Origin of the sequence: Xanthomonas sontii (genome assembly GCF_040529055.1) — a bacterium.
Lineage (GTDB): Bacteria > Pseudomonadota > Gammaproteobacteria > Xanthomonadales > Xanthomonadaceae > Xanthomonas_A > Xanthomonas_A sontii.
The window spans coordinates 81452-105459 of record NZ_CP132342.1 but is presented as its reverse complement, the minus strand read 5'-3'; the positions used below and the strand labels follow the sequence as shown (position 1 = coordinate 105459).

General features: G+C 70.8%; 20 protein-coding genes. 8 read left to right on the top strand and 12 right to left on the bottom strand.

The genetic code is table 11. The annotated features are described in order from the left end of the window. Positions 1-12 precede the first annotated feature (12 nt). The 6 genes from RAB70_RS00425 to RAB70_RS00400 form a co-directional block, all read right to left on the bottom strand. Positions 13-1227, bottom strand: a complete 1215-nt coding sequence (locus tag RAB70_RS00425; RefSeq protein WP_148829602.1) for an ABC transporter permease — start codon at positions 1225-1227, stop codon at positions 13-15. A 15-nt stretch (positions 1228-1242) separates the two neighbouring features. Further along, a complete protein-coding gene (locus tag RAB70_RS00420; RefSeq protein ID WP_148829603.1) occupies positions 1243-2565 on the bottom strand; it encodes an ABC transporter permease in 1323 nt (440 codons plus the stop codon). Positions 2566-2577: 12 nt separating this feature from the next. After that, positions 2578-3813: an ABC transporter permease gene (locus RAB70_RS00415; RefSeq protein WP_026144633.1), complete on the bottom strand. Its 1236-nt coding sequence runs from the start codon at positions 3811-3813 to the stop codon at positions 2578-2580. A 10-nt stretch (positions 3814-3823) separates the two neighbouring features. Further along, positions 3824-5152 (bottom strand): ABC transporter permease, encoded by a 1329-nt coding sequence (locus RAB70_RS00410; RefSeq protein ID WP_225851692.1) that lies wholly within the window; start codon positions 5150-5152, stop codon positions 3824-3826. Between the two features lie 13 nt (positions 5153-5165). Continuing rightward, positions 5166-5891 carry an ABC transporter ATP-binding protein gene (locus RAB70_RS00405; protein WP_017910317.1) on the bottom strand — a complete coding sequence of 242 codons (726 nt, stop codon included), beginning with the start codon at positions 5889-5891 and terminating at the stop codon, positions 5166-5168. 128 nt (positions 5892-6019) lie between these two features. Continuing rightward, complete coding sequence (locus tag RAB70_RS00400) at positions 6020-7288, bottom strand: efflux RND transporter periplasmic adaptor subunit (protein ID WP_017910318.1); 1269 nt, start codon at positions 7286-7288, stop codon at positions 6020-6022. Between the two features lie 241 nt (positions 7289-7529). Here RAB70_RS00400 and glmS point away from each other — a divergent pair, with 241 nt between their 5' ends. Then, positions 7530-9362, top strand: a complete 1833-nt coding sequence (gene glmS / locus RAB70_RS00395; RefSeq protein WP_148829615.1) for a glutamine--fructose-6-phosphate transaminase (isomerizing) — start codon at positions 7530-7532, stop codon at positions 9360-9362. Positions 9363-9466: 104 nt separating this feature from the next. Beyond that, positions 9467-9940 carry a hypothetical protein gene (locus tag RAB70_RS00390; protein WP_148829604.1) on the top strand — a complete coding sequence of 158 codons (474 nt, stop codon included), beginning with the start codon at positions 9467-9469 and terminating at the stop codon, positions 9938-9940. A gap of 199 nt (positions 9941-10139) precedes the next feature. On the opposite strand, the gene RAB70_RS00385 is transcribed toward RAB70_RS00390, so the two are convergent. From RAB70_RS00385 to RAB70_RS00370, 4 genes are all read right to left on the bottom strand, one after another. Beyond that, positions 10140-10577: a hypothetical protein gene (locus RAB70_RS00385; protein ID WP_148829605.1), complete on the bottom strand. Its 438-nt coding sequence runs from the start codon at positions 10575-10577 to the stop codon at positions 10140-10142. Positions 10578-10731: 154 nt separating this feature from the next. Then, entirely contained in the window at positions 10732-11931 is a 1200-nt protein-coding gene (locus RAB70_RS00380; protein WP_148829606.1) for a copper resistance protein B, read from the bottom strand. Then, positions 11928-13724: a copper resistance system multicopper oxidase gene (locus RAB70_RS00375; RefSeq protein WP_148829607.1), complete on the bottom strand. Its 1797-nt coding sequence runs from the start codon at positions 13722-13724 to the stop codon at positions 11928-11930. Before RAB70_RS00375 ends, RAB70_RS00380 begins: the two co-directional genes overlap by 4 nt. Positions 13725-13843: 119 nt before the next feature. Beyond that, positions 13844-14242 carry a CopL family metal-binding regulatory protein gene (locus RAB70_RS00370; protein WP_148829608.1) on the bottom strand — a complete coding sequence of 133 codons (399 nt, stop codon included), beginning with the start codon at positions 14240-14242 and terminating at the stop codon, positions 13844-13846. A gap of 120 nt (positions 14243-14362) precedes the next feature. On the opposite strand from RAB70_RS00370, the gene RAB70_RS00365 reads away from it, so the two are divergent. The 6 genes from RAB70_RS00365 to RAB70_RS00340 all read left to right on the top strand — a co-directional run bounded on the left by RAB70_RS00365 (position 14363) and on the right by RAB70_RS00340 (position 22071). Beyond that, positions 14363-14803 (top strand): heavy metal-responsive transcriptional regulator, encoded by a 441-nt coding sequence (locus RAB70_RS00365; protein WP_148829609.1) that lies wholly within the window; start codon positions 14363-14365, stop codon positions 14801-14803. Then, positions 14800-17238 (top strand): heavy metal translocating P-type ATPase, encoded by a 2439-nt coding sequence (locus RAB70_RS00360; protein ID WP_148829610.1) that lies wholly within the window; start codon positions 14800-14802, stop codon positions 17236-17238. Before RAB70_RS00365 ends, RAB70_RS00360 begins: the two co-directional genes overlap by 4 nt. A gap of 34 nt (positions 17239-17272) precedes the next feature. After that, positions 17273-17485: a heavy-metal-associated domain-containing protein gene (locus tag RAB70_RS00355; protein ID WP_192578971.1), complete on the top strand. Its 213-nt coding sequence runs from the start codon at positions 17273-17275 to the stop codon at positions 17483-17485. A 120-nt stretch (positions 17486-17605) separates the two neighbouring features. Then, positions 17606-18709, top strand: a complete 1104-nt coding sequence (locus tag RAB70_RS00350; RefSeq protein WP_148829611.1) for a PLP-dependent cysteine synthase family protein — start codon at positions 17606-17608, stop codon at positions 18707-18709. Positions 18710-18770: 61 nt separating this feature from the next. Next, entirely contained in the window at positions 18771-20795 is a 2025-nt protein-coding gene (locus RAB70_RS00345) for a M3 family metallopeptidase (RefSeq protein ID WP_148829612.1), read from the top strand. A gap of 400 nt (positions 20796-21195) precedes the next feature. After that, positions 21196-22071, top strand: a complete 876-nt coding sequence (locus RAB70_RS00340; protein ID WP_225851489.1) for a hypothetical protein — start codon at positions 21196-21198, stop codon at positions 22069-22071. A 45-nt stretch (positions 22072-22116) separates the two neighbouring features. On the opposite strand, the gene fabB is transcribed toward RAB70_RS00340, so the two are convergent. Continuing rightward, positions 22117-23325 carry a beta-ketoacyl-ACP synthase I gene (gene fabB / locus RAB70_RS00335; protein ID WP_148827350.1) on the bottom strand — a complete coding sequence of 403 codons (1209 nt, stop codon included), beginning with the start codon at positions 23323-23325 and terminating at the stop codon, positions 22117-22119. Then, positions 23325-23840, bottom strand: a complete 516-nt coding sequence (gene fabA, locus RAB70_RS00330; protein WP_148827352.1) for a 3-hydroxyacyl-[acyl-carrier-protein] dehydratase FabA — start codon at positions 23838-23840, stop codon at positions 23325-23327. The genes fabB and fabA overlap by 1 nt, the downstream gene beginning before the upstream one ends. Positions 23841-24008: the final 168 nt, after the last annotated feature.

Genomic DNA, 24008 nt, shown 5'->3' with positions numbered 1-24008 from the left:
GCGGGCTCCGGGTCAGGCGCTGCGGGTGGCGATGGCGGGGGCGACGGCGGCGGCGCGCAGCGCCGGGCCGAGGACGGCGAGCTGGCCCAGCGCGCACAGCAGCAGCGCGCCGACCGGCAGGTAGCTGGCCGGCAACCGTTCCAGTTCGAAGACCCGCATCAGCAGCACGTTGCCGCCGTAGGCCAGCAGCATGCCCAGGGCCACGCCGGCGCCGACCAGCAGCAGATTCTCGGTCTGGAAATAACGCAGGATGTCGCGGCGGGTGGCGCCGAGCGCGCGGCGGATGCCGATCTGCTTGGTGCGCTGCTGCACCCAGAAACTGGCCAGGCCGACGATGCCCAGCGCGGTCACCAGCAGCATCGCGACGATGATCGCGACCAGCAGCCCGGTCATCGCCCGGTCGCTCTGGAAATACGTTTGGCGCAGGTCGTCCAGCGGCTTGCTGTTGGCGTTGTCCAGCACCGCCTCGGGCACCGCCCGTGCCACTGCGGCGCGCGCCTGCGCCAACACCCGCGGCAACTCGCGCGGATCGGCACGCAGCACATAGGTGCCGGACTGCGCGGCCTCGCGCACCGGGATCACCACCGACCAGTCGCTGCCGATCACGCCATCCTCGCTGCGGCCCGGATCCGGGCGCGCCAGGTGCGCCAGCGTACCGATCACGCGGAAATGGCCGCCGGACCAGAATTCCTTGCCCAGCGGATCCTGGCCCGGCCACAGTTGCGCGGCCAGCGCTCGCGTGATCCACACGCCGGCCGCGGTCGGGATGCCGTTGTCGAGCGGCTGGTAGTCGGCCTCGCCGAACGCGCGGCCGTTGTCCGGCTGCAGCGCCAGTGCCGCGACGGCGCCCGGGCTGACCATGTAGAAGTGCGGCACGCCGCCGACCCGGGTGCAGTCCTGGTCCAGGCACAGCCCGTTGTTGAACACCGGCGGCGCGAACGGGACGGTGTTGATGGCACCTGCCGCGCGCACGCCGGGCGTGCGCCGCACCGCATCCAGCGCGCGGGCGTTGACGTCGGCGGCGTTGCAGCCGTCGCAGCCGGACAGCGACACCAGGCCCAGCGCGGTCTCGTCGATGCCGCTGCGCAGGTGCACCAGCTCCAGACGATTGCCGATCAGGAAGAAGGCGTTGCACAGCACGGCGCAGGCCAGCGCCACTTCCAGCGCGATCAGCGCCGCGGCGATGCGATGGCGCGACAGCGCGCTGAGGATGGGCGTGATGTGCATCGTCGTGGTGTCCGGTTACAGGCTCTTCAACTGCAGGGCGGGCGCAATACGGCTGGCGCGCAGGGCGGGGAACAGGCCGGCGGCGAGGCTGCAGGCGATCGCCAGTGCGAAGGTGCCGGCGAACGTCGTCGGGTCCAGATGCGCCAGGTCGGCGTAGGCGGTGGGCTGCTGGCGCACGCTCCACAGGCCCAGCAGGGTCAGCAGCCAGCCGCCGGCGCCGCCGAGCAGGCCGATCACGCTGGCCTCGGTCAGGCACTGCGCGAAGATCGCGCGGCGCGACGCCCCCAGCGCGCGACGCACACCGATCTCGCCACCGCGGCGCAGGAACTTGGCCAGCAGCAGGCCGACGCTGTTGAACAGGCACAGGCCCAGAAACGCCAGCGCCAGCCAACTCTGCAGGCGCACGTCGCCCGGCACTACGCGGTTATGGTCCAGCCATTGCGGCAGCGACAGCAGGCGCGCGGTGTCGGCGCGGCCGATGCGCCCGGCGGCGTGCTGCTGCGCGGCGTAGTCGGCCAGCAGCCGGCGGTAGTCGGCGACCTTCGCCGGCGTGTCCAACTGCACCCACAACTGCAGCCACACGCACGGCGCGCTGCGCAGGTCCAGGTTGGCCTCGGGCTTGCTGAAACAGGTCCACGGCTGGATGTGGCCGTCGTTGACCTCCAGGCTGCTGGACAGCGGCATGAACACGTCCTGCGGCCGTCCGTAGAAGCTGGCGGTATCGCCATGGGCGAAGCTGCCGCCGGCCAGCGTGTAGAACAGCGGCGACGGCCGCCACGGTGCCAGCACGCCGACGATGCGCACCGCCGTGCCGCGCACCAGCAGGCTGCGGCCGACGCTGTTGCGGCCCTGGAACAGCTTGGCGTTGAGGTCGGACGAGATCACCGCCACCCGCGCCCGGTCCTGGTCGTCGCGCGCGCGCCAGCCGCTGCCGTAGGCGAACGGCACCTGGAACATCGGGAAGAAATCGGCCTGGGTCATCAACAACTGGGTCATGAACGGCGGGGTGGCGCCATCTGCCGCGTGCACCTTGATCTCGCTCTCGGCGACCATGGCCTGGCGATCGGCGCGCCCGCGCGTCCACAGGTCCATGGCCGAGGGGTAGTCGAGCTTGTCGTACGGCTTCTGGTTGGCGCCGTTGCTGGGGCGCGGATCGAGTTGCGCGAAGAAGATCTGCTGGCTGCGCCCGGGCAAGGGATCGCCGGACAGCAACCGCATCACCGTCAGCGTGGTCATCGCCGCGCCGATGCCCACCGCGATGGACAGCACCATCAGCGCGGTGAGCACCGGGCTGCGGCGCAGGCTGCGTACTGCCAGTTGGATGTAGTAACGGAACATGGGGTCCTTGGCTCAGGCGCTGCGGGTGGCGGTGGCGGGCGGGATCGCGGCGGCGCGCCGCGCCGGCGACAACACCGCGCATTGGCCTAGCAGCAACAGGGCGAGCAAGCCGATCGGCAGGCAGGCGGCGGGCAGCCGCGGCAGCTCGTAGTGCTGCATCAACCAGAGATTGGCGATGTAGGCCAATGGCATGCCCAGGACCACGCCGCTGCCGATGACCACCAGGTTTTCCAGCAGGAAATGCCGCAGGATCTGGCCGCGGCTGGCGCCCAGGGCGCGGCGGATGCCGATCTGCCGGGTCCGCTGCTGGATCCAGAAACCGCTGAGACTGGCGATGCCGATCAGGGTGATGAGGGTGACCACCGCACTGGCGGTGCCGAACAGCCACACTGCGGCGCGGCGCGGCTGGAGCCGTTCGTTGCGCTGGGATTCGTAGTCGTTCGCACGGATCGTGATCCCGCGCAGCAGCGCGTCGCCGAACAACTGCTGCAGACGTTGCGGGATCTCGGCCATCACGGCCGCGCGCCGCTCCGGCGCGGTCCTCACCGCGTAGGTCAGGATCGGCGTCCCGGTGACTGTGCCCGCCGTCAGCATCGTGTACTCGGCCTTGCCGTCGTCCAGCGCGTCGAGCTGGTAGCGCAGCAGGTGGCGGACGATGCCGACCACGACGAAACGCTTGGTCGCGTTCGCCTGTCCGTTGGTGAGCACGCCGCCCAGCGCCGGGCGCGAGCCGAACAGCCGCTGCGCCAGCGCCTGGGTGAGGATGACCGCGGTGGTGCGGTCGGACGCGGTCGCGGCGGGCAGGTCGCCGACCCGCATTTCGTCGGCGCTGAAGTTGCGTCCGGCCACCAGGTCCAGGCCCAACGCATCGATCAGGTCGTCGCCGACCAGCAGGCTCACGCGCTCGGTCGCCGCAGGGCCGGCGACGCGGCCGACCATGACCATGGAGGAACTCATTGGCAGGCCGATCGTCGGCGAGACCGCGGTGACTCCGGGGATGCGGCGCAGCGTGTCGGTGCCGGCGCGGATCTGCGGCGCTTTCCAGCCGCCTTGGCCATTGATCACCTGGTCGACCAGGATGACCTCATCGCGGGCGATGCCGTCCGGGACCAGCATCGGCGCCAGCTTCTGCCACAGCAGGAACAGCACGTTGGTCAGGATCGCGCAGGCCAGGACGGTCTGCACGATCACCAGCAGCGGCATCAGCGGATGCCGCAACAGGGGTGAGAGATAGGGGCGCAGTGGCATCGACGGGCCCTCAGAGGCTTTTCACTTGCAGCGCCGGTTGCAGCAACGCTGCACGCCACGCCGGGAGCAGGCCGACCAGCAGGCCGGTGCCGATCGCCAGCGCCACCATCGCCAGGAACAGGCTGGGCTGGAAGCGTGCCAGGTCACTGTAGGTCTCCGCCTGCATGCGCACGATCCACAGGCCGAACAGCGTGGCCGGCAATGCCAGCACGCCGCCCAACAGGCCGATCGCGCCGGCTTCGGTCAGGCAGCGGACGAACACCGCCGCGCGCGGGGCGCCCAGGACCCGGTGCACGCCGAATTCGGCGGAGCGGCGCAGGAAACGTGCGGCCAGCAGGCCGGCGACATTGACGATGCACAGCCCGAGCAGCGCGAGCGCCAGCCAGACGTTCAGGCGCACGCTGTCCGGGACCACGCGGTTGCGCGCAAGCCACTCGGCCACGCCGTACAAGGCGACCTGCGGCGCGCGCTGGAAAACCCCATCGGCATGGCGCGCTTGCGCGAACGCGGACAGCGCGTCGCGGTAGGCGTTTACCTGCACGGGGGTGGACAACTGCGCCCAGAGCATCAGCCAGCGGCAGGCACCGAGGTCGAGTTCGTTGAAGCGCACGCCGGCGTGGCCGGTGTCGTCGCAGTCCTGGACGAATCCCGGCTTGGCGTCCGCGTCCAGGGCCGCCCGTGCCGGAACGAACACCTCCAGCGGATACTGCTGCCAGGCCGCTTCCGGCCCATTGAGGAAGTAGAAGGCCGGGCGCGGTCTCCAGTCGTCGCTGATGCCGACGACCTGGAACAGCTGCTTGCCCAGTCGGATCTGCCGGCCGACGCCGTTCTCGCTGCCCAGCAGCTTCAGGCTGAGCGCGTGGCTGATGATGGCCACCGGCGCACGGTTGCGTTCTTCTGCGTCCGTCCAGTAGCGGCCGGACCGCAGCGGCAGGCCGAACAGCGCCGGCATCGGTCCCAGCGCGCTGATCGCGTAGGCCTGCTGGTGGCGCGTGCGTGCCTGGTCGCTCACGTCGAACGTGCTCAGCGTAAGCGCCGCCTGCCGCACCTGCGGCAGCGTAGCCATGAATGCCGTGGCATCGTCCAGCTTCCACAGCGCCTGAGGCGGCTCGCCAGCGTCGGGGTCGTCCTGGCGGGCGATCTGCCGCGAGTCCACCCAGCCCAAGTACAGCTGCTGGCTGAGGCCGGGCAGTGGATCGGCGGACAGCATCGCCTGCAAGGTCAGCATCGTCATCACCGATGCCAGGCCCAGGGCGAGCGTGAGCACGGCGAGCAACACCGTGCGCGGATGCCGACGCATTCCACGCAATCCCAGTTCCACGGCATACGGCAGCGACATGGCAGGGCCTGTCTCAGCGGTGATCGTTGGCGGACGCCGCCGCCGCGCCGCCCTGCACCAGCACCGGTTCGCGCTGCAGGTCGGTGGCCTGGCCGTCGACGATGTGCACGTTGCGCTGCGCGCGCGCGGCCAGTTCCGGGTCGTGGGTGACCATGACGATGGTCGAGCCCTGCGCGTTGATCTCCTCCAGCAGTTCCATCACCCCGCGCGCCATCTGCGAGTCGAGGTTGCCGGTCGGTTCGTCGGCCAGCAGCAGGCGCGGGCTACCGGCCAGGGCGCGGGCGATCGCCGCGCGCTGCTGCTGGCCGCCGGACAGTTCGGACGGATAGTGCTTCATGCGCGAGCCCAGCCCGACCCGGCTCAGCGCCTCTTCGATGCGCTGCTTGCGCTCGGCCGCGCCCATGCCGCGGTAGCGCAACGGCACGTCGACGTTGTCGAACAGGTTGAGGTCGGGGATCAGGTTGAAGCCCTGGAAGATGAAGCCGATCTTCTGGTTGCGCATGCGCGAGCGCGCATCGTCGTTGAGGTTGCTGACGTCCTGGCCGTCGAGCAGGTACTGGCCGCTGGTGAAGGTTTCCAGCAACCCGGCGATGTTGAGGAAGGTGGTCTTGCCCGAACCCGACGGCCCGGTGACGGCGACGAACTCGCCCTCGCGGACATGCAGGTCCAGCGAGCGCAACGCATGCGTCTCGACCTGTTCGGTGCGGAAGACCTTGGAGACGGAGCGCATTTCGAGCATGGCGTGAGTTCCTGTGGTGGTGGAGCGGGGATTGGGGATTAGGGATGTCGGGATTCGGAATCAGTGGCCAGGAAAGGAAAACGAGAGAGGCTTGCGAATCCCCAATCCCGATTCCCCAATCCCGGCTTCTAATGCACCGTCACCTGCGGCGCATCGCCGAACAGGTCGCTGCCGGAGACCACGACCCGGTCGCCCGGCTGCAGGCCCGAGCGCACTTCGACTTCGCCCAGGCTGGTGACGCCCAGTTCGACCGGGCGGCGCACCGCCGAGTCGCCGTCCATGACGTAGGCGTAGCGGCCGCCGGACTGCTCGACGAACGGGCCGCGCTCGAGCTTGAGCACGTTCTTGCGGGTATCCAGCAGCACCCGCGCGCTCATGCGCTGGCTCTGGCGCAGGCCCGGCGGCTGCTTGTCGGTGAAGCGGATGCGCGCGTTGACCTCGCCGTTGACCACTTCCGGCGACACCGCCGAAATCGCGCCGGCGAAGGGCTCGCCGGCACCGCTGGTCAACTGCGCCGGCATGCCGATCGCCAGATCGCGGGCGAAGCTTTCCGGCACCTTGATCTCCAGTTCGAACTTGGAGAGGTCGACCACGCTCAGCACCGGTGCGTTGGCGGCGACGTTGGTGTGCTGCGACACCTGCACCTGGCCGACCTGACCGTCGAACGGCGAGCGCAGGGTCAGCAGGTCGACCTGGCGCTGCACCTCGGCCACCACCGCGCGCTGGCGCTCGGCGAGCAGGCGCTTGTTGCGCGCGTCCAGCGAAGCGCCCTGCGCCTGCAGGCCCGAATCCTTCTGCGCGTGGCTCATCGCGATGTCGGCCTTCTTTAGGGTGTCCTGGGCCTTGGCCAGTTCCACTGCCGGCACGGCGCCGCCTTCATAGCCGCGCTGGTAGCGTTCCAGGTCGCGGCTGGCCGCCTGCCGTTCGATCTGCGCCTGGTCGATCAGCTTGCTGGCGTTGGCGCGGGCCAGGGTCGCGTCCAGGTCGGCACGACCGGCCTCGGCCTGCAGGCCGGCCAGGGTGGCCTCTTCCTGGGCGAGCTTGCTACGCAGTTCCGGGCTGTCGATCTCGGCCAGCTCCTGGCCCTGCTTGACCACGTCGCCGGCGACCACCTTCAGGGTCACGGTGCCGCCGGAGATCGCGTACAGGGTGGGGCTGTTGGCGGCGATCAGGCGGCCGTCGGCGGAGATGTCGCGGACCAGGTCGCCGCGGGTCACCGTGGCGATGCGCACCCGCTGCGCGTCGAACGAGCGGCTGCCGGCGATCCAGCCGCGTGCGGCGAAGGCGATGCCCAGCAGCACCAGCGCGGCGATCAGCCCGGGCCACAGCCAGCGGCGCCAGGCCGCGGAGCGGGGGCGGGCGAGAACCTGGTCCTGGGCGGAGGTGTCACGGATCATCGGACGGTCGCAGCGGTGAGGATGGGGACTTCACAGCACGATGCGTGCCAACTGCAAGTCGTTGAATTGCATGGGTGCGGACGGCGCGGACAGGTGTCCGGGTGTCCGCGGACACGTTCGCGGACACTAGGGCGAGGCATGCTCGGGAATGGGTGGCAAGCTCTGGGTCCGGCAGCGGACAGCGGCGAGACATTCAGCGGACTTGGCTAGAATGGCTGACTTTTCGTCGGAGTGGCTGGCTATGTGCGGTATTGTCGGTGCGATCGCAGATCGCGATGTGGTTCCTGTCCTGATCGAGGGGCTCAAGCGCCTGGAATACCGGGGCTACGATTCGGCCGGCATCGCCGCCATCGCCGATGGCGAGGTGCGCCGCGTACGGCGCACAGGCCGTGTGGTGGAAACCGAGAGCGCCGCGCTGGCCGAGGGCCTGCACGCGCCGCTGGGCATCGGCCACACCCGCTGGGCGACCCATGGCGGCGTCACCGAGGCCAATGCGCACCCGCACGTCAGCCACGGCGACCTGGCGCTGGTCCACAACGGCATCATCGAGAACCACGAACAGCAGCGCGAGCGCCTGACCGCGCTGGGCTACGTGTTCGAATCGCAGACCGATACCGAGGTCATCGCCCACCTGATCCACCACTACATCGCCCAGGGCCGCGACCTGCTCGGCGCGCTGCAGGCGGCGGTGAAGGAGCTGACCGGCGCATATGCCGTGGCCGCGGTGAGCAAGTCGCGCCCGGACCTGCTGGTGTGCGCGCGCATGGGTTGCCCGCTGCTGATCGGCCTGGGCGAGGGCGAGAACTTCATCGCCTCGGATGTCTCGGCGGTGATCCAGGCCACGCGCCGGGTGATCTTCCTGGAAGAGGGCGATACCGCCGAACTGCGCCGCGACGGCGTGCAGGTGTACGACGCGCAGGACCAGCCGGTGCAGCGCGAGCCGCACGTGTCCGACGTGTCGCTGGCCTCGCTGGAGCTGGGCCCGTACCGCCACTTCATGCAGAAGGAGATCCACGAGCAGCCGCGCGCGCTGGCCGACACCCTGGAGGCGCTGTTCGACGCCGGCGGCTTCGACACCACGCTGTTCGGCAGCAAGGCCGAGGCGCTGCTGGCCGACGTGGACGGCGTGCAGATCCTGGCCTGCGGCACCAGCTACTACGCCGGCCTGACCGCGCGCTATTGGATCGAAGGCATCGCCGGGCTGCCGTGCAGCGTCGAGATCGCCAGCGAGTACCGCTACCGCGATGCCTGCGCCAATCCGCGGCAGCTGATCGTGACCATCTCCCAATCCGGCGAAACCCTGGACACGATGGAGGCGCTCAAGTACGCCAAGGCGCTGGGCCATACCAAGACCCTGTCGATCTGCAACGTGCCCGAGAGCGCGATCCCGCGCGCCAGCGCGATGGTGCTGTACACCCGCGCCGGCGCCGAGGTCGGCGTGGCCTCGACCAAGGCCTTCACCACCCAGCTGGCGGCGCTGTTCCAGCTTACCTGCGTGCTGGCCAAGCGCCGCGGGCGGCTGAGCGCCGAACAGGAGGCCGAGTACCTGGAGCAGCTGCGCTACCTGCCCGGCAGCGTGCAGCACGTGCTCAACCTGGAACCGCAGATCGCGGTATGGGCCGAGCGCTTCGCCGACAAGCACAACGCGCTGTTCCTCGGCCGCGGCCTGCATTACCCGATCGCCCTGGAAGGCGCGCTCAAGCTCAAGGAGATCACCTACATCCACGCCGAGGGCTATCCGGCCGGCGAGCTCAAGCACGGCCCGCTGGCGCTGGTCGACGCCAACATGCCGGTGGTGGTGATCGCGCCCAACGACACCTTGCTGGAGAAGGTGAAGTCGAACATGCAGGAAGTGCGCGCGCGCGGTGGCGAGCTGTTCGTGTTCGCCGACCAGGACAGCAACTTCAACGAATCGGACGGCGTGCACGTGATCCGCACGCCACGCCACGCCGGCGTGCTCAGCCCGGTGCTGCACACCGTGCCGGTGCAGTTGCTGGCCTACCACACCGCGCTGGCGCGCGGCACCGACGTGGACAAGCCGCGCAACCTGGCCAAGTCGGTGACCGTGGAGTAAGTCGCCGCACCGCTGGCTTGGCAGACGCCATGGCCGGCTGCCAGCGCATTGGCCCGGGTTATGCATAAGCTTCCTGCGAGGGTTCCCACCACGCAGGAGGACGCATGTACGAGTCTTTCAGACAGGGGGCGCCGGCCGAGCTGTGGCAGGCGCTGGTGCACGAGGCCGGGCAGCGCCTGGGCCGGCCGCTGGACGAATCGCGCGAGCACTATCTGGTGTTCGTGCTGCTGCGCTACCAGCGCGACGCGCAGTTGCTGGCGCGCATCCAGGCGCTTGCCTGGCTGCATGCGCAGGAGCAGGTGGGGCGTGCGCGTGCCGACGCCTTGCGTGAGGTCGGCGACGGTTGCCTGCTGATCGCCGGGCTGTTCCCCGGCGTGGCGGCACGGCGTCGGGTCAGCGTGGACTACTTCATCGACCTGGGCCGCGGCGCCTATGCCGAAGTCGCCGAGACCCGCGACAGCGACGCGGGGCTGTTCGCGCAGCTCGCGCGCAGCTATCGCGAACTGGTCGGCACGCTGGGGGCGCTGCGTCCGCCGCGGCACGAGGTGGCGGGGTTGCAGGCGGCGCTGCACGCCTAGCTGAAGCGTTCTTGCAGGAGCCGTGTTGTAGCAGCGGCTTCAGCCGTGGCGGGCATCGCCATGACGCCTGTCGTGGCCGATCCTGGAAACCGCCAGCGCCGCGCTTGCGGGAGACGGCCGCACCGGCGCGCGCGGACGCGTCCAGGCCATCCAGCGCGCTCGCCCGCATGCGCGGGCGCCCCTGGCATCGGCCCGCTGGCTACCGTACCGACGAAGGGGGCGACGACGCGTCCTGCTGCAGTTGCTGTTGGCCATCGGGTACCGCCATCAGCACGCCCGCGATGGTGCCGACGTCGGCGATGAGGCGCTCGGCGGTCTTCCCGGTCGGGACCCCCAACACGATGGCGCCCACGCGGTCGAGCGTGTACAGCAGCGGGGCATGCCAGCCCGCCGCCGCCGCGCTGATGCGGCGCTTGGTCTGCTCGACGTCGCCGCTGCGATCGACGTAGACGATCACTGCCCTGGCCGCGTTGGCGTCCTGCGCGTCGGCAGCCGCGTGGGTGCCGTCCGGCAGCAGAGGGCGTTGCTGCATGGCGGTCGAACATGCGCAAGCGGCGAGCACGGCCAGGCAGGCGATGCCTGCCCGGCCGAGCCACCGGCGGGCCGCGGGAACGGCGGCGTTGGCGGATTCGTGCATCGAGCGGGTCTCCTGGGCGATCGACGGTGACAGCCCCGCGTGCGTGGTGCGCACAGGGCCGCCCGAACCCTCGCATGTACCGGGTGAACTGCGGCCGACCCTGGATGGGGAGAACGACCGTCGACGGACAGCGCCGCGCCGCGTTGCCGTCCGCTCAGAACCAGAACCGCAGGCCGGCGACCCAGCGCGTCTCGCGCGCCGCCTCGCCATCGGCGCGGCGCAGGTCGGTGGTGTCGCCGAAGCTGCGCACGTGCTCCACGCCGACATACGGTGCGAATCGGCGGGTGACTTCGTAGCGCAGGCGCAACCCGCCCTCCACGGTGGTCAGGCCGCTGCCGATGCGATGCGCCGGATCGTCGCGTGCGGCCAGTTCCGCTTCCAGCCGTGGCTGCAGGATCAGGCGATTGGTCAGCAGCACGTCGTACTCGCCTTCCAGGTGCAGGTTGGCATGGCCGCCCTCGCCGACGTACAGCATGGCCGACACCTCGAACTTGTACGGCGCCATGCCTTGCACGCCGAACGCCGCCGAGGTTCGCGCGCGGCCCGGCGCGAATATCTGCCTGGCGCCGATCAGCATGTCCCACCAAGGCGAGATCGCGCGGCCATAAGCCAGTTCCAGCGAGGAGGCCGTGGTGCGGCCGCCCTCGCGTTCGCCGTCGCTGCGCAGCCACAGCCGGTCGATGTCGCCGCCGTACCAGCCGCGCGCTTCCCAGGCCTGGCCGCTGCCGTGGGCGTTGTCCCAGCCCTCCAGGCGATCGACCAGCAGGTAGCCGGTGCGCGCGGCGCCGTGCGCCATGCCGTGCTCGCGCAGCACCGGGAACGCGGCCGCACGGTCGGCGGCGGTGATCGGCGGGATCGGCTCGCGCGGCAGCGATGTGTCGGCGCTCGCAGGACAGTGGCACGCTGTCGGTTCGGGTGCAGGCGGCGTCGCATGGTCCATGCGGTCGTGATGCATACCGTCGTGTGCGGAGTGCGCGTGTTCGCCATGCTCGACCTGCGACGCCGGCGCGGCTGCGTGGTCCATCGTGGCGTGCTCCATGTGCTCGTGCGACGTGGTGTCGGCGTGCTCTGCCGTGGTCTGCATGGCCGGCGCGGCGTGCATGGCCGGCGCGTGCGCGGCATGGCCCAGTGCGGCGTGGTCCACGGCACGGTCTATTGCCGCGTCGGGCTGCGGTGCCGTTGTCGCGTCCGCCATGGGCATGCTGGCGGCGGCTGCCGGGCAGGCGCAGGTCGCGGCAGGGAGATCGGCGTCGCTGTCGGCCACGTGGACATGCTGTGCCTGCGCCACGGCGTGCGCCAACAGCAGCACCATGCCGGTCGCCTGGGCGAGCGGCGAGAAGTGGAGGCGGCTCATGCGTCCACCCGCACTTCGCGCATCATGCCGCCGTCCATGTGGTACAGCAGGTGGCAGTGGTAGGCCCAGCGGCCGAGCGCGTCGGCGCGCACGCGGTAGCTGCGGCGCGTGCCCGGCGGCATGTCCACGGTGTGCTTGCGCACCTGGAAGCGGCCGGCCGCGTCCTCGACGTCGCTCCACATGCCGTGCAGGTGGATCGGGTGCTGCATCATCGTGTCGTTGACCAGCACGATGCGCAGGCGCTCGCCATAGTTCAGCCGCAGCGGCTCGGCGCTGGCGAAGGGAATGCCGTCGAACGACCAGGCGAACTTCTCCATGTTGCCGGTCAGGTGCAACTGGATCTCGCGTCCCGGCTCGCGTCCGTCCGGGTCCTCGAACAGGCTGTGCAGGTCGGCATAGGTCAGCACGCGGCGGCCGTTGTCGCGCAGGCCGATGCCGGGGTCATCCAGTCGCGGCGCAGTGGCGGAGGATTGCATGTCCACCAGCGGATTGCCGCGTTCGCTGCGTGGATGCGCCGGTGCGGCGGCAGCGTGCGCGGCGTGCGACATGCCCGGCATGTGCATGCTCGCGCCGCAACCGCCTTCCATACCGTGCATTGCCGTGCCGGCGCCGTGGTCCATGCCGGCGTGCCCGGCCATCGCATGGCCCATGTCCTGCATGCGCAGCAGCGGGCGCGGATCGTTCGCCGGCACCGGCGCCTGCAGGCCCTCGCGCACGGCCAGGGTGCCGCGCGCGTGGCCGGTACGGCCCATGTCCTGCGCGAACACCGTGTAGGCGTCCTGGCCGCTGGGTTCGACCAGTACATCGTAGGTCTCGGCCGCGGCGATGCGGAACTCGTCCACGCTCACCGGGTGCACGTACTGGCCGTCGGCGGCGACCACGGTCATCTTCAGCCCGGGGATGCGCACGTCGAAGTAGCTCATGCTGGAGGCGTTGATGAAGCGCAGCAGCACCTTCTCGCCGGGGCGGAACAACCCGGTCCAGTTGCCGGCCGGGGTCATGCCGTTGAGCAGGTAGGTGTAGGTGTTGCCGTTGACGTCGGACAGGTCGCTGGGGGTCATGCGCATGCGCCCCCACATGCCGCGGTCGGCGAGGGTGGCGCGCAGCCCGTCCTCGCGCGCGTCGCGCAGGAAATCGCCGACGGTGCGCTGGTACAGGTTGTCGTAGGACGGCATCTGCTTCAGCCGCCGGAACAGCGCCGCCGGATCCAGATCGGTCCAGTCCGACAGCAGCAGCACGTGTTCGCGATCGTAGCGGTACGGCGGCGGCTCGCGCGGGTCGATGACGATGGCGCCGTACAGCCCGGCCTGCTCCTGGTGCAGCGAATGGCTGTGGTACCAGTAGGTGCCGGATTGGCGCAGGGCGAAGCGGTACTGGTAGGTCTCGCCTGGGTAGATGCCGTCGAAGCTCATGCCCGGCACGCCGTCCATGTTGGCCGGCAGCAGCAGGCCGTGCCAGTGCACCGAGGTCTGGGTGTGGCCGGGCAGGCGGTTGGCCACGCGGATGGTGACGGTGTCGCCTTCGCGCCAGCGCAGCAGCGGCGCCGGCACGCTGCCGTTGACGGCGATGGCGGGGCGCTCGCGCCCGGTGAAGTTGACCCGCGTGCTGCCGATGCTCAGGTCCAGGTCGGTGCCGTGCAGCACGTAGGGCGCGGCGCCGTTGCGGGCGAGCGCGCTGGCGTGGGCGCTGCGCAGCGGCAGCCCGGTGAGGCCGGCGGCGGCGCCCAGCGCCAGCCCGGTGACGAAGCGGCGCCGCGACGGCAGCGCCGGCAGGCCGGAAGAAGATGGGTTCATGTGCGATGTCCGTAAGCGGATGCGATGCGCCACGCAGCGCCGATGGGCGCTGCAGGCTCGGACGCGGCAGCGCCTGTGCGCTGCCACCGGGAGACCGCCCAGCAGGCGGCCGTGCGCGCTCAGGCGCTGGGAGGGCGTTCCAGCCGCGGCAGGCCGGGCGCGCCGTGCGCGGCCTGGGGAGCGGCGGCAATCAGGGTGCGGGGCAAGCGTGGCAGCGCCAGCGGCATCGCCAGCAAGGCCGGCAGCGGTTGCGCGTGCGGACATTGGCAGCCGGCCATGCCGCCGCAGCCGCCGTGCTTGCCGGCATGGTCGTGGCAGTGGTCGGCCGGCGGCGGTGGCGGTGCGTCGTGACAGGGCATCGCCGCATGCACCGGCGCCGCGCTGGCGACGATGGCAGCCGCTTCGTGCGTCGCGCTGCCGTGCGCCGGCATGCCGGGCATCGCCATGGCGGCCGCGGTGCCGTTGAGCAGCAGGCTCAGGCACAGCAGCAGGCGCAGCAGGACGGCGAAGGTCGGCACGGACAGGCAGGACGTGGCGGCAGAAGGAACAAGAGGATACCGAAGCCGGCGTGCGCGGCAAGCGACCGCCATCCGGCAAGGCTTGACTCTGGACCCGAGTCCAGGGAGTAGGGTGTGCGCATGCGATCCGACCCCGCAACCGCCTGCTTCACCATCGGCGCGCTCGCCCGCCAGGCCGACGTCGCCATCGACACCGTGCGCTACTACGAGCGCCAGGGCCTGCTGCCGCCCGCCCCGCGCCGCGCCTCCGGCTACCGCGAGTACGACGCCGCGGCGGTGCAGCGGGTGCGCTTCATCCGCCGCGCCAAGGAACTGGGCTTTTCGCTGGAGGAGATCGGCGAGTTGCTGGCGTTGCAGGACGATCGCGTGCATGGCGTGGAGGGCATCAAGCAGCGCGCCAGCGCGCGCCTGCAGGCGCTGGATCGGCGCATCGCCGAACTGACCGAGATGCGCGACACCCTGGCGGCGCTGGTCGAGGATTGCCCCGGCCACGGCGCGCCGGACGCCTGCCCGATCCTGGGCGACATCCGCGGCGATGCCGCCGGCGAGCCGTCGCGATGAGCACGGGCCGCGCCACCGCGTCGCTGACGCTGCCGGTGCAGGGCATGACCTGCGCCGCCTGCGCGGCCGGCGTGGAGAAGGCGCTGCAGCGCCTGCCCGGCGTGGCGGCGCAGGCCAGCTATGCCGGCGCGCGCGTGCAGGTGGACTACGATCCGCAGCAGGTGGATCTGCCGACGCTGCTGCAGCGCATCCAGCAGGCCGGCTACCGCGTGCCGACCCAGACCGTGACCCTTGAACTCAGCGGCCTGCACTGCGCGTCCTGCGTGGCGTCCATCGATGCGGTGCTAGCGAAGACCCCGGGTGTGCTCGCCGGCCACGCCAACCTGGCCTCGGCCAAGGCGCGGGTGGAGATCGTGCCGGGCACGGTCGCGCCGGCGGAACTCATCGCGCGGATCGCCCGTGCCGGGTTCGGCGCGCGCGTCGCGCAGGCCATGGACCCAGAGCAACTGGCCGAGCGCGAGCGCGACGAGCAACGTGCCTGGCGACGCGAGCTGGGCCTGTTCGCCGCAGCGGTGCTGCTGACCCTGCCGTTCTGGGGGCAGATGCTCGGCATGCTGGATGGCGACGCCCTGCGCGGCGCGCACGCCGAGCCGCTGCCGCGCTGGCTGCAGCTGTTGCTGGCGACGCCGGTGCAGTGCTGGATCGGCGCGCGCTTCTACCGCGCCGGCTACCGCGCGCTGCGCAACGGCAGCGCCAACATGGACGTGCTGGTCGCGCTGGGCACCGGCATGGCCTATCTGTACAGCGCCGTGGTCACCGTGGCCGGCCTGCACGGCCAGCACGTGTACTTCGAGGCCAGCACCAGCGTCATCACCCTGGTGCTGCTCGGGCGCCTGCTCGAGGCCCGCGCCAAGCGCCGCACCACCGCGGCGGTGCGCGCGCTGCTCGACCTGGCGCCGACCACCGCGCGGGTCGAGCGCGACGGCGTCATCGTGGAGGTGGATGCGGCGGAACTGGCGGTCGGCGACGTGTTCGTGGTCGCTGCCGGCGAGCGCGTGCCGGTGGACGGCGAGGTGCTCGAGGGCCATTCCAGCGTGGACGAGGCGATGCTGTCCGGCGAGGCCATGCCGGTGGCCAAGGCGCCGGGCAGCCGCCTGCATGCGGCCACGGTCAACCAGCTCGGCCTGCTGCGCGCGCGCGCCACCGGTGTCGGCGCGGACACCCTGTTGGCGCAGATCGTGCGCATGGTCGATGCCGCGCAAGGCTCGCGTGCGCCGATCCAGCGCCTGGTCGACCGTATCGCCGCGGTGTTCGTGCCGGCGGTGCTGGCGATCGCCGCCATCACCCTTGGCGCGACCTGGGCGCTGGGCGGCAGCTTCGCCGAGGCGCTGGTGCACGCGGTGGCGGTGCTGGTGATCGCCTGCCCGTGCGCGCTGGGCCTGGCCACGCCGACCGCGATCATGGTCGGCACCGGTGTCGGCGCGCGCGCCGGCATCCTGATCCGCGACGCCGAGGTGCTGGAACGCGCCCGTGCGCTGACCGCGCTGGTGGTCGACAAGACCGGCACGCTGACCCTGGGCCAGCCGCAGGTGACGGCGGTGCTGGTCGCCGACGCGGCCGAGACCGCGCCGCTGTTGCGCCTGGCCGCGGCGCTGGAGACCGGCTCGGCGCATCCGCTGGCGCGCGCCATCGTGCAGCGCGCCGCCGACTTGGGCGTGCGCGCGGCCGTGCCGGCACCGTCGGCTGAGGCGGTGCAGACGTTGCCGGGGCAGGGTGTGCGCGGCCGCGTGGACGGGCGCGAGGTGGCGCTGGGCGCGCTGGCGTGGCTCGACGGCCTGGTCGCCGCGCCGGCCGACCCGACGCTGCGCCGCCAGGCAGAGACGGCGCAAGCGCAGGGTCAGAGCGTGGTCGGGGTGGCGGTGGACGGCGCCGTGGCCGGCTACATCGCCATCGCCGATCCGCTGCGCGAGGATGCCGCCGAGGCGGTGGCGTTGCTGCAGGCGCGCGGCATCGCGGTGACCATGCTCAGCGGCGACAACCGCCACGCGGCGCAGGCGGTGGCCGCGCGGCTCGGCATCGAGCAGGTGCAGGCCGAGGTGCTGCCGCATGACAAGGCCGCGCATGTGCGCCAGTTGCAGGCGGTGCCGGGCGCACGCGTGGGCATGGTCGGCGACGGCATCAACGATGCCCCGGCACTGGCCGCGGCCGACGTCAGTTTCGCCATCGGCAGCGGTTCGGACATCGCCATCGAGGCGGCCGACGTGGTGCTGATGCACGGCGACCTGGCCGGCGTCGCCGCCGCCATCGACCTGTCCGCGGCGACGGTGCGCAAGATCCGCCAGAACCTGTTCTTCGCCTTCGTCTTCAACGGCCTGGGCATCCCGCTGGCCGCGTTCGGCCTGCTCAACCCGGTGATCGCCGGCGCGGCGATGGCGCTGAGTTCGGTCTCGGTGCTGGGCAACGCGCTGCTGCTGAATCGCTGGCGTGCGCAGTGAGCGCGGGTGCGATTTCTTCACTTTGGAGCATGACATGCACCATCTCGATCTCCTCGTCCACGGCATGAGTTGCGGCGGCTGCAGCGCACGGCTGCAGCGGGTGCTCGACGCCTGCCCGGGCGTGGCCGCCAGCACGGTGGTGCTGGAAGGCGGGCGCGTCGGCATCGACTACGACCCCGCGCGCATCGACGTGGCCGCGCTGAAGCAGGCGATCGCAGACGCCGGCTTCAGCGTGGCCGCTGGCTGAGCGCCGCTCCGACGCCGCGCCACGCCGGGTGAACGCCGGCGTGGCGGCCGCTGCCGCGCATGACCCAGGCGCGTGGCCGGGCGTGTATCGTGGGTGCGATTTCTCCGCTCCCGCATCGCCATGACCCATCGCGCTTGGGTGGCCGCCGCCATCCAGAAGATCGAAGCCGACTTCAACCGCTCGGCCGACACCCACCTGATCCCGCTGGACCTGCCCGGTTTCCCCGGCATCGACCTGTATTTCAAGGACGAGTCCAGCCATCCCACCGGCAGCCTCAAGCACCGCCTGGCGCGCTCGCTGTTCCTGTACGCGCTGGCCAACGGCTGGCTGCGCGAGGGGCGGCCGGTGATCGAGGCCTCCAGCGGTTCCACCGCGGTCTCCGAGGCGTATTTCGCGCGCCTGCTGGGGCTGCCGTTCATCGCGGTGATGCCGGCCACCACCTCGCCGGAGAAGATCGCCGCGATCGAGTTCCAGGGCGGGCGCTGCCACCTGGTTGGGCGCGCCTGCGACCTGCATGCCGATTCGGTGCAGCTGGCGCGCGAGACCGGTGGCCACTTCATGGACCAGTTCCTGTACGCCGAACGCGCCACCGACTGGCGCGCCAACAACAACATCGCCGAGTCGATCTTCCGGCAGATGCAGGAGGAGCCGCATCCGATTCCGGCCTGGATCGTGTGCAGCCCCGGCACCGGCGGCACCGCGGCCACGCTCGGGCGCTACGTGCGCTACCGGCGCCATCCCACCCGCATCCTGTGCGCGGATCCGGAAGTGTCGCTGTTCTTCGACGGCTACCGCGAGGCGCTGGCCGGGCGCGACTATGCCGGCCTGGAAAGCACCGGCGGCTCGCGCATCGAAGGCATCGGCCGGCCGCGGGTGGAGCCGAGCTTCATCCCCAGTTGCGTGGATGCGATGGTCAAGGTGCCCGACGCGCTGAGCCTGGCGGCGATGCGCTACGTCAGCGCGCGCCTGGGCCGGCGCGTGGGCGGCTCCACCGGCACCAACTTCGTCGGCGTGCTGCAGGCGGCCACGCGCATGCGCGAACAGGGCCGCAGCGGCGCCATCGTCACCATCCTGTGCGACAGCGGCGAGCGCTACGGGCACAGCTACTACCGGCCGCAGTGGTACGCCGAGCAGGGCATCGACGTGGAGCAGGCCGATGCGCAGCTGGCCGCGGCGGTGGCCGGCGCCGGCCTGCCGCCGCTGCCTTGTGCTGCGCTGGACTGACCGCCATCTGCTTTTCGTGGCCGGCCGCGCCGGTCTTTCCCCCGCTACCGAGACTTCCGCGATGACCAATCCCCTGCTCGATTTTTCCGGCCTGCCGCGCTTCGATGCGATCCAGCCCGAGCACATCGGCCCGGCGATCGACACGCTGCTGGCGCAGGCCGAGGCCGCCGTGGCCGCCGCCGAGACGGTGGCGCCGGTGCGCTGGGACAGCTTCGTGGCGCCGCTGGACGACGCCACCGAGCGCCTGTGGCGTGCCTGGGGCCAGGTGAGCCACCTGCAGGCGGTGGTCAACACGCCGGCGCTGCGCGAGGCCTACAACGCCAACCTGCCCAAGGTGACGCGCTTCTCCAGCGCGCTGGGACAGAACCTGGCGCTGTTCGCGCAGTACCGCACGCTGGCGCAATCGCCGGACGCGGCCGCGCTCGGCTCGGCGCAGCGCAAGGTGCTGGACAACGCGCTGCGCGATTTCCGCCTGGGCGGCGCCGAACTGGGCGAGGCCGACAAGCAGCGCTTCGCCGCGATCCAGGAAGAACTGTCGGCGCTGTCGGCCAAGTTCTCGCAGAACGTGCTCGATGCCACCGACGCGTGGTCGCTGCTGGTCGACGACCCGGCGCGCCTGGCCGGCCTGCCCGAGGACAGCATCGCCGCCGCGCGTGCGGCGGCCGAACGCGACGGCCAGACAGGCTGGAAGCTGACCCTGCAGATGCCCTGCTATCTGCCGGTGCAGATGTACGCCGAAGACCGCGCCCTGCGCGAGACGCTGTACCGCGCCAACGCGATCCGCGCCTCGGAGTTCGGCGATGCGGCGCTGGACAACAGCGCGGCGATCGGCCGCATCCTAGCCCTGCGCGGCGAACTGGCGGCGCTGCTCGGCTTCGCCAGCTACGCCGAGTATTCGCTGGCGACGAAGATGGCGCAGGATCCGGCGCAGGTGCTGGACTTCCTGCACGATCTGGCCGCACGCGCCAAGCCCTACGCGCAGCGCGACCGCGCCGAACTGGAGGCATTCGCTCGCGAGCACCTGGGCCTGGACACGCTGGAAGCCTGGGATCTGGCCTATGCCGGCGAAAAGCTCAAGCAGGCGCGCTACAGCTTCTCCGAGCAGGACGTGAAGCGCTACTTCACCGAGCCCAAGGTGCTGGACGGCCTGTTCGGCCTGATCCACGACCTGTACGGCTTGCGCGTGGAGGCCGACAGCGCGCCGGTGTGGCATCCGGACGTGCGCTTCTTCCGCCTCAGCGACGCGCAGGGGCGCCTGATCGGGCAGTTCTACCTGGATCTGTACGCACGCGAAGGCAAGCGCGGCGGCGCCTGGATGGACGACTGCCGCAACCGCCGCGAGCGCGCCGACGGCGTGCAGACCCCGCTGGTGTACCTGGTGTGCAATTTCGGCCGCGGCAGCGACGGCAAGCCGGCCACCTTCACCCACAACGAGGTCACCACCCTGTTCCACGAGATGGGCCATGGCCTGCACCAGTTGCTGACCCAGGTCGGCGAACTGGGCGTGGCCGGCATCAACGGCGTGGAGTGGGACGCGGTGGAACTGCCCAGCCAGTTCATGGAGAACTTCTGCTGGGAATGGCCGCGCCTGCAGGCGATGACCGCGCACGTGGACAGCGGCGAACCGCTGCCGCGCGCACTGTTCGACAAGATGCTGGCGGCGAAGAACTACCAGAGCGGCATGTTCACCGTGCGCCAGCTCGAGTTCGCGCTGTTCGACATGCAGTTGCACCACGACTTCGATGCGCAGGCCGACAGCGTGCTGCAGTTGCTCGAGCGCGTGCGCGACGCCGTGGCGGTGAACCGGCCGCCGGCCTGGAACCGCTTCCCGCACCAGTTCAACCACATCTTCGCCGGCGGCTATGCGGCCGGCTACTACAGCTACAAGTGGGCCGAGGTGCTCAGCGCCGACGCCTATGCCGCATTCGAGGAAGCGCCGGATCAGTTGGCAGACACCGGCGCGCGCTTCCTGCGCGAGATCCTCTCGCGCGGCGGCAGCCGCCCGGCGCTGGAGAACTTCACTGCCTTCCGCGGCCGTGCGCCGGAGCTGGAGGCGTTGCTGCGGCACAGCGGCATGGCCGGATAAGCCGGGATTGGGGATTGGGGATTGGGGATGACCAGCCTGCGGCCGTTGAGAACCGGGATTCGAGATTTTCCTGCGCAGGCGTAGTGGTTGCGATTGCATTGTGGGAGGGGCTTCAGCCCCGACGGGCTTTCCCGGGAAAGCCCGTCGGGGCTGAAGCCCCTCCCACAAAAGCAGCTGTTTTTTATCGGCGCACTGGATCGCTTTGCAGCGATTGTGCTCCGCGGACTACGCTGCCGTCCCGGTTCCCGATTCCCGGCTTTCAACAGCCGCAGGCTGGTCATCCCCAATCCCCAATCCCGAATCCCAGCTCCTCTGTGCTAGAACACAGCACAGCGGCACGTCGATCTTCGCCGCCGCGATCGCGGCGCAGGGCACTGCCGCACTGCACAAGGAGGACCGCATGAAGCGAGCAGGGTGGTGGACGCCGTTGCTGTTGGGCATGGCCGCGCCGGCATTGGCGCAGGACGGCAGCGGCACGGTTCGCATCGGCGCCAGTCTGCGCGCCGGCCCGGCGCCGGAGTATCCGCGCGTGGCCACGCCGGCCACCGACGACGCGTTGCAGGTGCATGGCTGCACACGGGACTGGGCCTGGTGCGATGTCAGCTGGCGCGAGAAACGCGGCTGGCTGCCGGCTGGTGCAATCGACTTTCACGAACAGGGGCAGGGCGTCGCGCCCGGTGCCTCGCTCGGTGTGCCCACGGTCGGCTTCGCGCTGGACCGCTACTGGGACACGCACTATCGCGGCCAGCCGTGGGCACGCGAACGCGCGCGTTACCGCCCGCTGGAAAGCGCGGCGACTGCCGCTGGTCCAGCGCAGATCCCGGCACCGCTGCAGCGGCAGTTGGCGCCGCAATGGCGGGCGCCCCCTCCACCGCAGGCGTCCGCGTCCGAGGCCGTGAGCGCCACGCCGGCATGGACGCCGCCGGGCGAACGGATGCATCAGATCCCGCCGCCGGACGCGCTCAATCCCCGCTACAACAAGGAACTGGCGAAGGAGTTGCAACGCCAGGACAGCGACCGCCGCCAGCGCGAATCGATGGGACTGCAGCCGGTGCCGCCGCCTGCGTCTGCGCCATCGGCATCGCCATCCTGGCCGCCGTCGCCGGCGACGATCCAGTGGATCGAGCGGCATCCACCGAAGCCGAGTTCGCCACCACCACCGCCACCACCTCCGCCGCCTCCGCCTCTGCCTCCGCCCTCAGCGCCACCGGCCAAGCCGGAACCGCACAAGAACGAGGCCGCCGGGCGACACGACGTGAAGCAACTGGAACGCTGAGCCGCGCCACGGCGCCCTCAAAGGCGCCGTGCGGCCTGGGTACGGTCAGGTCTTGGCGAACACCAGCGCGGCGTTGGTGCCGCCGAAGCCGAAGCTGTTGGACATCACCGTGCGCAAGTCCGCGTCGCGGCTCTCGCGCACGATCGGGAACCCCTCGGCGCGCGGATCCAGCGTGTCGATATTGGCCGAGCCGGCGATGAAGCCGTCGCGCAGCATCAGCAGGCAGTAGATCGCCTCGTGCACGCTCGCCGCGCCCAGCGAATGCCCGGACAGCGCCTTGGTCGAGGACAGCGGCGGCACCGCATCGCCGAACACCGCGCGCACCGCATCCAGCTCGGTGACATCGCCCAGCGGCGTCGAGGTGCCATGGGTGTTGAGATAGTCGATCGGCGCGTCCACGCCCTGCAGCGCCATGTGCATGCAGCGCACCGCGCCTTCGCCGGACGGGGCCACCATGTCGGCGCCGTCGGAGGTCACGCCGTAGCCGACCAGTTCGGCGTGGATGCGCGCGCCGCGCGCCACCGCGTGCTCGTAGTCCTCCAGCACCAGCATGCCGCCGCCGCCGGCGATGACGAAGCCGTCGCGCGCGGCGTCGTAGGGTCGCGAGGCCACCGCCGGCGTGTCGTTGAAGCCGGTGGACAATGCGCCCATCGCGTCGAACATCAGGCTCATGGTCCAGTCCAGCTCTTCGCCGCCGCCGGCGAACATCACGTCCTGCTGGCCGTGGCGGATCAGGTCCGCCGCCGCGCCGATGCAGTGCGCCGAGGTCGCGCATGCGGCCGACAACGAGTAGCTCACGCCCTTGATCTTGAACGCGGTGGCCAGGCTTGCCGACACCGCCGAACACATCGTGCGCGGCACCATGTACGGGCCGACCTTGCGCACGCCGCGGTTGCGCAGCAGGTCCGCCGCTTCCACCTGCCAATGGCTGGAGCCGCCGCCGGAGCCGGCGATCAGGCCGATCCGCGGGTCGCTGATCGCCGCCTCGTCCAGGCCGGCATCGGCCAGCGCATCGCGCAGCGCCAGGTAGGCGTAGGCCGAGGCGTCGCCCATGAAGCGCTTGAGCTTGCGGTCGATCGCCGCGTCCAGGTCCAACTGCACATCGCCGCCGATCTGGCTGCGCAGGCCGGCCTCGACCGCCTGCGGGTTATGGCGGATGCCGGCGCGGCCTTCGCGCAAGGCGCGCGACACGCTGTCCAGATCGTTGCCCAGGCACGACGTGATGCCCATTCCGGTAATGACCACGCGCCGCATCAGAACGCCTCCGTCGACGTGAACAGGCCCACCCGCATGTCCTTGGCGGTATAGATCTCGCGCCCGTCCACCGACATGCGGCCGTCGGCCACCGCCATCGCCAGCTTGCGGTTGATCACCCGGCTGATGTCGATCTCGTACACCACCTGCTTGGCGGTGGGCAGCACCTGCCCGGTGAACTTCACTTCGCCCACGCCCAGCGCGCGGCCGCGGCCGGGCGCGCCCAGCCAGGTCAGGAAGAAGCCGGTCAACTGCCACATCGCATCCAGGCCCAGGCAGCCGGGCATCACCGGATCGCCGATGAAATGGCAGCCGAAGAACCACAGGTCCGGGCGGATATCCAGTTCGGCGCGGATCACGCCCTTGCCGTGCGCGCCGCCGGTCTCGTCGATGGCGACGATGCGGTCGAACATCAGCATCGGATCGTTGGGCAGGCGCGCGGCGTCGGCGCCGAACAACTCGCCGCGTGCGCTGGCGAGCAATTGCTCGCGCGAATAGGAGGACAGACGACTCATGAGCGGAACATTCCCAGGCGAGACAGTCGAGGCGCGCAAGAGTGCATGAGCTTCGCGCGTTCAATCAAACGTTTTATCCGTACGCACGCGTAGTGTCGGCAGCGGCGGTGGCGCGCGCACTGCGCCGGATCAAGGCGCGCATTCTCAGTCCGTGCGCAGCGCGGGGCT